This is a genomic window from Pseudomonas sp. Q1-7 (assembly GCF_028010285.1).
Lineage (GTDB): Bacteria > Pseudomonadota > Gammaproteobacteria > Pseudomonadales > Pseudomonadaceae > Metapseudomonas.
In genome coordinates, this window is sequence record NZ_CP116304.1 from 5287373 (window position 1) to 5301266 (window position 13894).

10 protein-coding genes are annotated in these 13894 nt (G+C 66.3%); 1 reads left to right on the plus strand and 9 read right to left on the minus strand.

The window, feature by feature from the left end; genetic code table 11:
* Position 1: 1 nt before the first annotated feature.
* The 9 genes from PJW05_RS24440 to glnE form a co-directional block, all read right to left on the minus strand.
* A complete protein-coding gene (locus tag PJW05_RS24440) occupies positions 2 to 1459 on the minus strand; it encodes a lipopolysaccharide kinase InaA family protein (protein WP_271409509.1) in 1458 nt (485 codons plus the stop codon).
* Positions 1456 to 2211, minus strand: a complete 756-nt coding sequence (locus PJW05_RS24445; RefSeq protein WP_271409510.1) for a lipopolysaccharide kinase InaA family protein — start codon at positions 2209 to 2211, stop codon at positions 1456 to 1458. The genes PJW05_RS24440 and PJW05_RS24445 overlap by 4 nt, the downstream gene beginning before the upstream one ends.
* Complete coding sequence (locus PJW05_RS24450) at positions 2208 to 2945, minus strand: lipopolysaccharide kinase InaA family protein (protein WP_271409511.1); 738 nt, start codon at positions 2943 to 2945, stop codon at positions 2208 to 2210. The genes PJW05_RS24445 and PJW05_RS24450 overlap by 4 nt, the downstream gene beginning before the upstream one ends.
* A complete protein-coding gene (rfaP, locus tag PJW05_RS24455; RefSeq protein ID WP_271409512.1) occupies positions 2942 to 3757 on the minus strand; it encodes a lipopolysaccharide core heptose(I) kinase RfaP in 816 nt (271 codons plus the stop codon). Before rfaP ends, PJW05_RS24450 begins: the two co-directional genes overlap by 4 nt.
* Entirely contained in the window at positions 3754 to 4875 is a 1122-nt protein-coding gene (locus PJW05_RS24460; RefSeq protein WP_271409513.1) for a glycosyltransferase family 4 protein, read from the minus strand. The genes rfaP and PJW05_RS24460 overlap by 4 nt, the downstream gene beginning before the upstream one ends.
* On the minus strand, positions 4875 to 5936 hold the full coding sequence (waaC, locus tag PJW05_RS24465) for a lipopolysaccharide heptosyltransferase I (protein ID WP_271409514.1): 1062 nt from the start codon (positions 5934 to 5936) through the stop codon (positions 4875 to 4877). The genes PJW05_RS24460 and waaC overlap by 1 nt, the downstream gene beginning before the upstream one ends.
* Positions 5937 to 6980 carry a lipopolysaccharide heptosyltransferase II gene (gene waaF / locus PJW05_RS24470; RefSeq protein WP_271409515.1) on the minus strand — a complete coding sequence of 348 codons (1044 nt, stop codon included), beginning with the start codon at positions 6978 to 6980 and terminating at the stop codon, positions 5937 to 5939.
* An 84-nt stretch (positions 6981 to 7064) separates the two neighbouring features.
* Positions 7065 to 7988, minus strand: coding sequence for a branched-chain amino acid transaminase (locus PJW05_RS24475; protein ID WP_271409516.1), 924 nt, complete (start codon positions 7986 to 7988; stop codon positions 7065 to 7067).
* A 42-nt stretch (positions 7989 to 8030) separates the two neighbouring features.
* A complete protein-coding gene (gene glnE, locus PJW05_RS24480; RefSeq protein ID WP_271409517.1) occupies positions 8031 to 10964 on the minus strand; it encodes a bifunctional [glutamate--ammonia ligase]-adenylyl-L-tyrosine phosphorylase/[glutamate--ammonia-ligase] adenylyltransferase in 2934 nt (977 codons plus the stop codon).
* 281 nt (positions 10965 to 11245) lie between these two features.
* Between glnE and aceE the strand changes: the two genes are divergently transcribed.
* Entirely contained in the window at positions 11246 to 13891 is a 2646-nt protein-coding gene (gene aceE, locus PJW05_RS24485; RefSeq protein WP_271409518.1) for a pyruvate dehydrogenase (acetyl-transferring), homodimeric type, read from the plus strand.
* The last annotated feature ends 3 nt before the right edge of the window (positions 13892 to 13894 follow it).

Consider the following 13894-nt stretch of genomic DNA (forward strand, 5'->3'; position numbering starts at 1 on the left):
GTTAGCCTCTTTCAGGGCAGGTGCCCGGCACCTGCGGTAATCGTTTATCCAGTAGCTGGTGCAACGCCGATTCGGCCGGCCAGTTCCTCAGGAAGCGGGCGCGATCGCGGGCATAGGCCCGGGCGAAACCGCGATCGCTGCGATGCTGGCACACGGCATCGAGGTCGATCAGGGTCCAGCGGTCGTCCTGCCAGAACAGGTTGTAACCCTTGAAATCGCCATGGCTGATGCGCTCGCGGATCAGCGCGGCGAACAGGCGGTCGAGGGCGTGCAGTTCGGCTTCGGGTGGAGCACCAGCCCCATCCGGATCGTCCAGATAGGGTCGAAAACGGGCGATTATATCTTGCCCGGAGAGATATTCGGTAATCAGGTAGGCACGGCCACGCAGCCAGAGGAAACGCCGTTCGAGCACCGCCAGCGGCCGGGGCGTGGCGATGCCGAGGAAGTCCAGGCGGTTGCCCTCGCGCCAGCTGTGCCAGGCGCGGCTTGGCCGCCAGAAGCGCGTCAGCCAGTGCAACAGGCCCTTGATGTTGTAGCGCTTGACCAGCAGTGTGCGCCCTTCGACCCGGACCTCGGCCACCGTGGCGGTGGCGCCCGCCTTCAGCGAACGTCCCTGTGCCAGGGCGGCGTCCGGGGCCCGCAACAGCGCGTCCAGGCCCGGTTCGGCCTCGCGACGCACCGCGCGCAGGCCGAATGCGCCCCGCCACACGCTGAACAGGCTGCAGTCGCGACCGATCTTCTTCATGTAGTCGCCGAGGCGCCAGCGCCGCACCCGGGCGATTTCCTTCTCCAGGGCCTCCAGCGGCAGGGCATGCTCGCCGTTGACCAGCAGGTAATGCACCAGCAGTTCTTCCAGGAAGGGGGCCAGTTCCGCCGGCAGTTGGGCGAAGAAGATGCCCAGGTTGGCCAGGACCTTGTCCCGCGCCAGCGGTGTACCCGGGGCCTCGGCGCGGATGCCGCCGCCATCGATCACATGCAGCGTGCCGCCATGGCGCAGCAGGTTGTCCAGATGCAGGTCTTCCTGGGCAAGACCGGCCAGGTGCAAGCGGGCGATGGCACCGAGGGCCTCGCCCAGTACCGCCTGCTGGCCATCGGACAAGGGCGCGTCGCGCTCCACCTGGCGCCAGGCATCCCAGAGGCTTTCCGCCGACTCCAGGTACTCGAACAGCAACCAGCCACCCTGCCCCGCCTGATACCCTTCGGCCAGCAGCGCGGGGGTGTCGATGCCTTGTCCGTGCAGGGCGCGCGTCCCCGCGAGCTCACGCTGGAAATGCCGTTCGGCCTTGCCGCCGACCAGGAGCTTGGCCAGCACCGGGCGCCCCTGCCACTGCGCGACGCCCACATAGCGCTGGCCGGGCAACACCCGCAGCAGCGCCTGCAACTCCAGCCCCCCGGCCACATCCAGGTGCAAGGGAAGCGACGGGGTCCGCCCTGCACGAGCCAGTTCGGCCAGGGTCATCGATGGCCTTCCTTGTCACGACGGCGACGGGCGAGGCGCGCCAGCCAGTCATCCACTTCCGCCGAATTCTGCGGGCGCTCCAGATAGCCGGCCAGCAGCTCGCGCACCTCGGACACACCCCAGGCATCCGCCCGGCGCACCAGGGCCTCCAGGTCCTTGACCCGGTCACGCCGGCCCAGCAGCAGCGGACGGGTTTTCTCCAGGTCGATCAGGCAGGCCTCGAAGCCGGTCTGGGTGTCCCGCAGGAAAACGTGCTTGGGATAGAAGCAGCCATGCACCTGCCCGGCGTGATGGAGGCGTCGCGCCAGACCGGCCACCGCCGCGAGGATCGCCGAGCGCTGTTCGGCGGCCATCCCGCGCCAGAGGTCCAGCCAGCCGGCCAGTTCGCGCCAGCCATCCAGGGCACGGGACACCAGGATGGCGCGGTGTTCGCCGTCGACCTGGCGGGCGCCGAAGAAGGCTGCCTGCAGGGCGGGCACGCCCAGCGCCTGGTAGCGTCGGATATTGCGGAATTCGCGGGCGAAGGTCGGCTCGCCAAACGGTCGCAGTACGCTGCGACTGAGGAAGTTGCTCTGCCGCTTGAGGTAGTAGGCGGCATCGCCCAGATCCAGGCGGAACACACTGCTCCAGCCACCACGATTGGTGTTGGGCTCGTCCACCGCCGCCAGGCGCAATGTCCACAGCGCGTCGAAGCTGTCCAGTCCGTGGCGGGCGAGGATGTCGCGATCCGCCGGGGCAATGAAATCGCTCATTCGCGTCCCTCGAAGAACTTGAGGATCTGCCGCACCTGGCGCTTGTCGCTGCCGCGCAGGCGCGCACTATCCCGATAGTGCAGATAGAAGCGCAGGCGCTGGCTGCGGCTGAGATGGTACTTGGCCACCTTGTCCAGGCAAGCCAGGTCCTTGACGATCCGGTAATGCAGGAACGGCCCCCACCAGAAGGTGCCGGTCGGGCAATCGATCAGGAACAGGTTGCCCGCCTCGTCCACCAGCAAATTGCGCCATTTCAGGTCGTTATGGGCAAAACCGTGGCGGTGCATGCAGCGGGTGGCCCGCGCCAGCTGCCGACTGACCCGATCGACCCAGCGCGGATCGTCCAGGCGCGGGTCGCCCTGCCGGGCCAACTCCGCCAGGTCGACCGTACCCGCCAGCTCACGGGTGATCAGTGCGCCACGCTGGAAGGCGCCGGCACGACGCTCTTGCCCCCAGCCCACCACCGGTGCAGTGGGAATCCCCCACTTGGCGAAGTGGCGCAAGTTCTGCCACTCGGCCTTGACCCGCGGCCGGCCGAACCAGCGGCGCAGGCCCTTGCCCGCCCCCCAGTAGCGTTTGACGTAGTAGCGCACCCCGCGCTGCTCCACGCGCAGCACTTCGGACAGCGGGTCACCGGTAATCCAGTCGCCTTCCAGGGCAAACACCCTGTCGAGGTCGCCGAAGCACTCGGCGGTTTCGGCATCCAGCCCCTCGGCCAGTTTCCATTGGCTCACGCCTCTCCTCCCTCGGCGTACTTGCGCTCGTAGCGCGAGAGCAGCCGCGCGGCCTTCTGTTCCAGCCAGGCCAGCAGGCCGATCTCATCCCGCAGGACCTGGCGCAACGGCTGGCGGAAATAGGCCTTGAGGAAGCGCAGTTTGTCGCGCCGGGTCAGGCCGATGTTCAGCGCCGAGAAGTACAGCCCCGCCAGATCCTTGTCGCGCCAGCGCTGCGGCGTGCGCTCACGGGTCTGCGCCCGGTGCAGGTCGATCAGCGACAATGCGAAGTCATCGGCGGTCACCGGCCGCGCGGTGTGCAGCAGGAAGTGGCAGATGTAACAGTCGCGGTGATTGACCCCGGCCCGGTGCATGGTGCCGGTCATCCGCGCCACTTCTTCGATCAGCGCCCATTTCAGGCGCACCGGCGGCGGATTGTGCGGCCAGTCGACGCAGAAGTCTTCGAGGCTGATGGTGGGCGCCAGCTCCTCGGTAACGATGAAGGAATGCTGGCGCGCGGGGTTGCTGCCGCGCTCGCCGAAGGCGACCGCGGTCATGGTCGGCACCCCAGCCTCGTGCAGACGCTGGATGGCGATCCACTCCTGACCGGCGCCGAGCACCGGCGCCTTGGCCGTGAGCAGGTTCTTGACGATCTCCCCCCAGCCAATACCCCGGTGGATCTTGACGAAGTAGCCCCGGCCTTCCACTTCCGTGCGCAGGGTGCGGCGACCTTCCAGTTCGCGATAGACCAGGCCCTGCAGCGCCTCCACCTCGGCGAAGGCGTCACGCCCGGCCCAGAGGCGCTCGAAGGGTTCCCTCAGGACGAGTTTCATGGGCGCTCCGCGAGAATCACGTCGGCCGCGTGCTGCGGCATGCTGTACAGGTCCGCCGAGTCGGCGAAGGTCAGGCCGCTGGTGCTCCAGCGGGCGCGGCCGGCCGGGTCGGCGAGCATGTCGGCGAGCATGCGGTTGAGCTGTTCCTGGTCGAAGGGGCTCGGCACCACGCGACCACTGTCGGCCTCGGCGATGTAGTGGGCGTAGCCGCAGACGTCGGTGACCAGCACCGGCAGGCCCGCCACCAGCGCCTCCAGCAGGACGGTGCCGGTGTTCTCGTTGTAGGCCGGATGGATCAACAGGTCGGCACCCAGCAGAAAACGCGGGATATCGCTGCGCCCCTTGAGGATGTCCACCCGGTCGGAAATACCCAGGGCCTTCATCTGTAACAAAAAGGGCTTGGGATCGTCCTGGCCGATGACGATCAGGCGGGTACGCTTCTTCAATTCGCGGGGCAGCGCGGCCACGGCCTTGAGGCTGCGGTCCAGGCCCTTGGTCTTGAAGCCGGAGCCGATCTGCACCAGCAGCAGGTCGTCATCGGCCAGTTGGAACTCGCGACGAAACTCGGCTCGGACTTCAGCGGCGTTGGCCGGCGCGCGACGGTCGGCGGCGATGCCCGGCGGCAGCAGGTGGAAGCGCGCGGCCGGGGTCGCGTAGTGCTTGACGAACAGCGGCTGCTGCACCTCGGAGATCATCAGCACGTCGGTCTTCGACTCGGGGGCGAACACCGCCCGCTCGTAGTCGGAGAAATGCTTGTAGCGGCCCCAGCGGCGGTAGAGGCCATTGCGCAGGGTCTGCGCCTTGTCCTCGAAACAGGGGTCGGCGGCGTAGTAGACGTCAAGGCCGGGCATCTTGTTGAAGCCGATCACCCGGTCCACCGGACGGCGCGTCAGGTCGGCCTCGACCCAGGCGGTGAACTTCTCGTTGCGCTTGTGGTTGAACAGCGCCTTGACCGGCGCGATCAGGACTTCGAAACCATCCGGGATATCGCCTTCCCAGATCATGGTGTAGACGCGGATGGCATGCCCACGGCGCTGGCACTCCAGGGCGATGCGCATGAAGTCGCGCTGCAGGCCACCGAAGGGGAAGTACTTGTAGAGCACGAATGCCAGTTGCATCAGTGGATATCCTCGGTCAGCAGCAGGGCTTCCAGTTGGGTCGCCACCCGCTGCGGATTCAGCCGGGTGAAACATAGCGGCTGTTCACGATCCAGGTCGAACAGGCGGCGATCCTCCGCCGTCGGCTTGTAGGCGCAGGTCTTCTTCAGGCAGGGCGCGCAGGGGAAGTCGCTGCCCAGGTGAATCTGCGAGCGCCCGTAGGCGCCGGTAAAGCCCGGATTGGTCGGACCGTAGAGCGACAGGGTGGGCACATCCAGCGCAGCGGCCAGGTGGCCGAGGCCAGTATCCACCGCCACGCAGGCGCGGGCGCCGGCCACCACCTTGGCCATCCCCGCCAGAGACAGCCTGGGAAGTACCGCGGCCTTGTCCAGGCCTTCGGCGATACGCTCGGCCCGCGCTTTCTCGCTCGCGTTTCCCCAGGGCAGGCGCACGTTCCAGCCATGCTCGCAGGCGCGCTCGGCGAGTTCGCGCCAGTACCTTTCCGGCCAGTGCTTGGTGTCCCAGGTGGTGCCATGCAGGAACAGCAGGTAGGGCGCGCCGCGTTCGGCACCGGCCAGCTGGGCACGATTCAGGCCATAGTGGCCAACGCCTTCGGGAACGCGATAGTCCAGGGCCTGGGCGAACAGTTGGCGCACGCGCTCCACGGCATGCTGCCCCCAGACGACCGGATAACGACGGTCGTAGAAGCGGCTGGCCAGCGGCTCGCGAGCCGAATCACGATCCAGGCCGACCACCGGCGCCTGGGTGTAACGGGTCAGCAGTGCGCTCTTCAGCAAGCCCTGGGCATCGATCACCAGGTCGTAGCGCGCTTCCCGCAGGCGGCGCTTGAAACGGCGCCACTCGCCGCTGCGGAGGGTCTGCCAGAGGTTCTTGCGCCAGCGGCGGATAGCCACCGGGATGACCTGCGCCACCGCCGGATGCCAGGCCGGAATCTCGGCGAAGCCTTCCTCCACCACCCAGTCGAACTGGATACCGGGAATCGCCCGCGCGGCATCGGTCAGCGCCGGCAGGGTGTGGATGACATCGCCAAGGGAAGAGGTCTTGATCAGCAGTACCCGCACTCAGTGATTCTCCACCAGTTCCAGCGGGTCCGGCACCAGGCGGTCCAGGGCCTCGATCACCGGGCGCGGCTTGAGCTCGCGCAGGCAGTTGTAGTGGCCGAAGCGGCAGGTGCGTTCGAAGCAGGGGCTGCATTCCAGGCCCAGGCGAACGATTTCCACCTGCTCGGCCAGGGGTGGGGTGAATTGCGGCGAGGTGGAGCCATAGACTGCCACCAGCGGGCGGGCCAGGGCCGCCGCCACGTGCATCAGGCCGGAGTCGTTGGAAACCACGGCGCTGGCGCAGGACAGCAGGTCGATGGCTTCAGCCAGGCTGGTTTCGCCGGCGAGATTGACGATTTCCTCGCGCAGGCCGGGAATCAGCCGCATGCGGATGTCCTCGCCGCCGGGATGGTCATTCTTCGAGCCGAACAGCCAGACCTGCCAGCCCGCGCGGATCTTGATCTCCGCGACCTTGGCGTAATGCTCGGCGGGCCAACGCTTGGCCTCGCCGAACTCGGCGCCCGGACAAAGTGCCAGGACGGGCCGGTCCAGCCCCAGGCCGAACTTCGCCAGGGCCGCGTCGCGACTGGCCGGGTCGATCCGCAGCGCGGGGCGCGGATAGGGCTTGGGCAGCTCGGCGCCGGGCTCGAAGGCCAGCGCCATGAAACGCTCGATCATCAGCGGATAGCGCGCCTTGTCGAGGATGCGGATGTCGTTCAGCAAGCCGTAACGCATCTCGCCCTTCCAGCCGGTACGCGCGGGAATGTCGGCGAACCACGGCACCAGCGCCGACTTCAGCGAGTTGGGCAACAGGATGGCCTGGTCGTATCGCCCCACCAGGGACTTGCCGATCTTGCGCCGGGTGGCGATGTCCAGCACACCATGGCCGATGGGGAAACTCAGCGCCTGACGGACTTCCGGCATGCGTTCGAGGATGGGCCGGCTCCACTCGGGAGCCAGGACGTCGATCTCGCAGTCGGGATGGCGGGCTTTCAGGCACTGGAACAGCGTCTGCGCCATCACCATGTCGCCGACCCAGGAGGGTCCTACGATCAGAATCTTCATAAGGGCAGCCTCAAGCGACAAGCCGCAAGCTGCAAGCGGTACCACCACTTGCAGCTTGCGGCTCGCCGCGTACAGCTCAGTCGTTTACTTGACCAGGGTGCGCCACTCGGCGTGGGCCGAGGTCTTGCCGGTCACCAGGTCGAAGTAGGCTTTCTGCAGTTTCTCGGTCACCGGGCCACGGCGGCCGATGCCGATGCGGCGGCCGTCCACTTCGCGGATCGGGGTGACTTCGGCGGCGGTACCGGTGAAGAAGGCTTCGTCGGCGATGTACACCTCGTCACGGGTGATGCGCTTCTCCACCACCTTGATGCCCAGCTCGCCGGCCAGAGTCAGGATGGTGCTGCGGGTGATGCCGTTGAGGCAGGAGGTCACTTCCGGGGTGTACACCACGCCGTCCTTGACCAGGAAGATGTTCTCGCCCGAACCCTCGGCCACGTAGCCTTCCGGGTCCAGCAGCATGGCCTCGTCGGCGCCGCCGGAAATGGCTTCCTGCAGGGCCAGCATCGAGTTGATGTAGTTGCCGTTGGCCTTGGCGCGGGTCATGGAGATGTTGACGTGGTGGCGGGTGAAGGAGCTGGTGCGCACCTTGATGCCGGCTTCCAGCGCTTCTTCGCCCATGTAGGCACCCCAGTGCCAGGCGGCGACGATCACGTGGATCTTCAGGCCCGACGCGCGCAGGCCCATGCCTTCGCTGCCGAAGAACACCATCGGACGCAGGTAGGCGCTTTCCAGGCCGTTCTCGCGCACCGCGGCACGCTGGGCTTCGTTGATCTCCTCCTTGGTGAAGGGGATCTGCATGTTGAAGATGTGGGCGGAGTCGAACAGGCGGTCGGTATGGGCCTGCAGGCGGAAGATGGCGGTGCCGTCCGGGGTGTTGTAGGCGCGCACGCCTTCGAACACGCCCATGCCGTAGTGCAGGGTGTGGGTCAGGACGTGGGTGGTTGCTTCGCGCCACGGCACCAGTTCGCCGTCATACCAGATCACGCCATCACGATCGGCCATCGACATATTGCCAGCTCCTCAAGAATTCGATTGGTTCAGCCTGTCGGGTCAGTTCAAGCCCAACTCTCGCCAATTCCGCATCACGCCCCGGCGCTCCGCATGGAACTGGTCCCCGCCCACCACCCCGGGCTGCTTCTGCAGCGCCTGCCGGTGAGCCGCTGAACGATAGGCTTTGTAGGCTTCCTGCAGCAGGCGAACTTCCTCGCCAGCCAGCAGATTGGCCTGCTCCAGGCCATCCAGAATGCGGATGTTATCGGTGTAACGCACCAGTTCGGGGTGCTGTCGCGACCAGGCCAGGGCGGCATATTGCACCATAAATTCGATATCGACGATACCGCCGGCATCCTGCTTCAGATCGAAGGCGGACGCGGCCTCGAAGGCATTCGGCGCGGTGCCGGCAGCGGTTTCGCGGGTGCCGAGGTTGTCACGCATCTTGGCGCGCATCTCGCTCACCTCGGCGCGCAGCTTGTCCAGGTCGCGCTCACGACCGAGCACCGCCAGGCGTACCTGCTCGAAGGCACCGGCGACCCGTGGCGAGCCCACCAGCACCCGGGCGCGCACCAGCGCCTGGTGCTCCCAGGTCCAGGCCTCGTTCTCCTGGTAGCGCTGGAACGCGCCGAGGGAACTGACCAGCAGGCCCGCCGCGCCCGACGGACGCAGGCGCATATCCACCTCGTAGAGGGCGCCGGAGGTGGTCTGGGTGGTCAGCAGGTGGATGATGCGCTGGCCCAGGCGGGTGAAGAACTGGGCGCCGTCGATGGGCTTGCTGCCATCGGTCTCGGCCTGGGGATCGCCATCATGGATGAACACCAGGTCCAGGTCCGAACCGTGGCCGAATTCCAGGCCGCCCACCTTGCCGTAGCCAACGATGATGAAATCCGGATCGCAGAGGCTGCCGTCGGCGCGCCTGGGCGTGCCGTACCTGGCCACGGTCTGCCGCCAGGACAGCGCCAGCACCTGGTCGAGGATGGCTTCGGCCAGCCAGGTCAGGTAGTCGCTGACCTTCATCAGCGGCAGGGTGCCGGCGATTTCCGAGGCCGCCACCCGCAGGCTGTGGGCCAGCTTGAAGTGGCGCAGGGCCTCCATTTGCTGCTCCAGGTCGTCCTCGGGAATGCGGGTAAGGCGCTCGCGCAGCTCGGCGGCCAGCTCAGGGGCCAGCGGGGGGCGGTAGAGGCGGCCTTCGTTGAGCAACTCATCGAGCAGCAGCGGGAAGCGAGTGATCTGCTCGGCGATCCACGGGCTGGCGGCGCAGAGTTTGATCAGCCGCTGCAAGGCGCCCGGATTCTCGCTCAGCAGCACCAGATAGGCGGAACGCCGCGCCACCTTCTCGACCATGGGCAGCACCCGCTCCAGCACCAGGTCGGGGTCGCCGTGCTCGACCGTCAGGCTGAGCAAGCGGGGAATGAAGGCATCCAGTCGTTCGCGGCCGAGGCGCTGCATGGCACGCACCTGCGGCCCGTTGCGCAGGTCGGAGAGCCGGCGCCAGGCGGCGGCGGGCTCGGCAAAGCCGGCCTCGCCCAGTTGGCGACAGGCACTTTCCTCGTCGAGGGCCTCCTCCCAGAGCGGCAGCCATTCGCCGCCGATGCAGCTTTCACGCGTGCTGCCCTCGTCTTCGTCCGGGTCGGCGATCACCTGCTGGAAGTGCCACTCGACACGCCCGCGCCAATGCATCAGGCGCTCGCGGAAGGCGGCCCAGTCGTCGAAGCCCATGATGAAAGCCACGCGCGCGCGATCCAGGTCGTTGTCCGGCAGCATCTGGGTCTGGCGATCGGCGATGGCCTGCAGGGCGTGTTCGGTATAGCGGAGGAACTCGTAGCCCTCCTTCAGCTCCGCCACCACCGGCGGCGGCAAGTAGCCCTGCCCCTCCAGAGTCGCCAGCACGCTCAGCAGCGGTCGCTGCTGCAGGCTGAGGTCGCGGCCGCCGTGGATCAACTGGAACGCCTGGGCGATGAACTCCACCTCGCGGATGCCGCCGGAACCGAGCTTGACGTTCTCGGTCATGCCCTTGCGGCGCACTTCCTGCTGGATCAACTGCTTCATCGAGCGCAAGGCCTCGATGGCGGAAAAGTCCAGGTAGCGGCGGTAGACGAAGGGGCGCAGCATCTGCAGGAGCTGGGCACCGGCGACCTGGTCGCCCCCCACCACCCGCGCCTTGATCATGGCGTAGCGCTCCCAGTCGCGCCCCTGGTCCTGGTAGTACTGCTCCAGGGCGTTGAAGCTGAACACCAGTGGGCCGGACGAGCCGTAGGGGCGCAGTCGCATGTCCACGCGAAAGACGAAACCGTCCACGGTGATGGCGTCCAGCGCCTTGATCAGCCGCTGGCCGAGGCGGATGAAGAATTCCTGGTTGTCCAGGGCGCGCTTGGCGCCTTCGGTCTCGCCGCCCTCGGGATAGCCGAAGATCAGGTCGATGTCCGACGACAGGTTCAGTTCATGGGCACCCAGCTTGCCCATGCCCAGCACCACGAGGTGCTGCGGCTGACCGGAGCGACGACCGATGGGTGTGCCGAACTGGGCACAGTGGCGGCTGTAGAACCACGCGTAGGCAAGGTCGATGCAGGCATCGGCGAGATCGGACAGATCGCGGCAGGTTTCCGCGAGGTCGGCCTGGCGGGTCAGGTCGCGCCAGATGATCCGCAGTTGCTGGCGGTTGCGATAGCGGCGCAGGCGGCGGCCCAGTTCGTCCTCATCCGCGCACTCTTCCAGACAGCGCGCGAGCTGCGCGCGCAGCTCGCCCGACACCAAGGGCCGCTCCAGTTCGCCGGACTCGGCCAGCGCCAGCAGCATGGCCGGATCGCGCTGGGCCTGCTCGGCAACAAAATCGCTGGCCGCACTGACCCGGGAAAACGCCTGCAGCCGTTCGTCGGGCCAGCTGGCGAAGACCTCGGCCTGTTCGGCAAGGGCGGTGCGGAAGGCGGACAGCGCCCGATCGGCGCTGGACTGGAGGGTGGCCGGCAGGGCGGCCAGCGGCGGCAGGCTCATGGTCTATCCTTTCTGGGCTGCGGGCCGAGGCTGGGCCCGTAGCTGGCGCAGCGGTGGCGGAACAGCTCTATCTCGGGATATCCAGCCGACTGCGCCGCGCAGTCTGTAGTTTTACTACGAAAGTTTGTATCCAGAGTGCTGAAACCTTTGTCGATTTGTAGTAAAACTACACGAGCCCGGTTCTACCCCCGGTAACAAGAATTCTCGCCGCGACCGCCCCACAAGGCCGGCCGTGACCACTGGCATCCGATTCTGGAAGCCTTTCCGCCCTGGAGCAAGCCATGCAAGACCTCGATCCCGTCGAAACCCAGGAATGGCTGGATTCCCTGGAATCCGTACTCGACAAAGAAGGCGAAGACCGCGCGCACTACCTGCTGACCCGGATGGGTGAGCTGGCGACCCGCAGCGGCACCAAACTGCCGTACGCCATCACCACGCCGTACCGCAATAGCATCCCGGTCACCCATGAAGCACGCATGCCCGGCGACCTGTTCATGGAACGCCGCATCCGCTCCATGGTGCGCTGGAATGCCCTGGCCATGGTGATGCGCACCAACCTGAACGACCCGGACCTGGGCGGTCACATTTCCAGCTTCGCGTCCTCGGCGACCCTCTACGACATCGGCTTCAACTACTTCTTCCAGGCGCCCACCGAGGAGCACGGCGGCGACCTGATCTTCTACCAGGGCCACGCCTCGCCCGGCATCTATGCCCGTGCCTTCCTCGAAGGCCGCATCAGCGAAGAACAGATGATCAACTTCCGCCAGGAAGTGGACGGCAAGGGCCTGTCTTCCTACCCGCACCCCTGGCTGATGCCGGACTTCTGGCAGTTCCCCACCGTGTCCATGGGCCTCGGCCCGATCCAGGCCATCTACCAGGCGCGCTTCATGAAGTACCTGGAAAGCCGCGGTTTCATTCCCGCCGGCAAGCAGAAGGTCTGGTGCTTCATGGGTGACGGCGAGTGCGACGAGCCGGAATCCCTCGGCGCCATTTCCCTCGCCGGCCGCGAAAAACTGGACAACCTGATCTTCGTCATCAACTGCAACCTGCAGCGCCTCGACGGCCCGGTTCGCGGCAATGGCAAGATCATCCAGGAACTGGAAGGCGTCTTCCGCGGCGCCCAGTGGAACGTCAATAAGGTGGTCTGGGGCCGCTTCTGGGACCCGCTGTTCGCCAAGGACACCAACGGCGCCCTGCAACGCCGCATGGACGAAGCGGTCGACGGCGAGTACCAGAACTACAAGGCCAAGGACGGCGCGTACGTCCGCGAAAACTTCTTCAACACCCCGGAACTCAAGGAAATGGTCCAGGACCTTTCCGATGACGAGATCTGGAAGCTCAACCGTGGCGGCCACGACCCCTACAAGGTCTATGCGGCCTACCACCAGGCGGTCAACCACAAGGGCCAGCCCACCGTCATCCTGGCCAAGACCATCAAGGGCTACGGCACCGGCGCGGGCGAAGCGCAGAACACCGCCCACAACACCAAGAAGGTCGATGTCGAGAGCCTGAAGCAGTTCCGTGACCGCTTCGACATCCCGGTCAACGACGCCGACCTGGAGAAATTGCCCTTCTACCGTCCGCAGGAAGGCAGCGCCGAACACAAGTACCTGCACGAGCGCCGCGCCGCCCTGGGTGGCTACGTGCCGCAGCGCCGCGTCAACAGCTTCAGCATCCCGACGCCGCCGCTGGAAACCCTCAAGGCCATCCTCGATGGCTCGGGCGACCGTGAGATTTCCACCACCATGGCCTTCGTGCGCATCCTGGCGCAGCTGGTCAAGGACAAGGAACTCGGTCAGCGCATCGTTCCGATCATCCCGGACGAGGCCCGTACCTTCGGTATGGAAGGCATGTTCCGCCAACTGGGCATCTACTCCTCCGTCGGCCAGCTCTACGAGCCCGTCGATAAGGACCAGGTGATGTTCTACAAGGAGGACAAGAAGGGCCAGATCCTCGAAGAGGGCATCAACGAGGCGGGCGCCATGTCCTCCTTCATCGCGGCCGGTACCTCCTACAGCAACCACAACCAGCCGATGCTGCCGTTCTACATCTTCTATTCGATGTTCGGTTTCCAGCGTATCGGCGACCTGGCCTGGGCAGCCGGCGACAGCCGTGCCCGTGGTTTCCTGATCGGCGGCACCTCCGGCCGTACCACCCTGAACGGGGAAGGCCTGCAACACGAGGACGGCCACAGCCACATCATGGCCGCCACCATCCCCAACTGCCGCACCTACGACCCCACCTACGGCTACGAGCTGGCGGTGATCGTGCGTGAGGGCATCCGCCAGATGACCGAAGAGCAGCAGAACGTCTTCTACTACATCACCGTGATGAACGAGGCCTACCAGCAGCCGGCGCTGCCGGAAGGTGTCGAGGACGGCATCATCAAGGGCATGTACCTCCTCGAAGAGGACAAGAAGGAAGCCGCGCACCACGTGCAACTGCTGGGCTCGGGCACCATCCTGCGCGAAGTCCGCGAGGCGGCGAAGATCCTCCGCGACGAGTTCAACGTCGGCGCCGACGTCTGGAGCGTCACCAGCTTCAACGAACTGCGCCGCGAAGGCCTGGCCATCGAGCGCCACAACCGCCTGCACCCGGAGCAGAAGCCCCGGCAGACCTACGTCGAACAGTGCCTGAGCGGCCGCAAGGGCCCGGTCGTGGCCTCCACCGACTACATGAAGCTGTTCGCCGACCAGATTCGCCAGTGGGTCCCGAGCAAGGAGTACAAGGTCCTGGGTACCGACGGTTTCGGCCGCAGCGACAGCCGCAAGAAGCTGCGCCACTTCTTCGAAGTGGACCGTTACTGGGTGGTCCTGGCAGCCCTGGAAGCGCTGGCGGATCGCGGCGAGATCGAACCCAAGGTCGTGGCCGAGGCCATCGCCAAGTTCGGTATCGACCCTGAAAAACGCAACCCGCTGGACTGCTGAGGA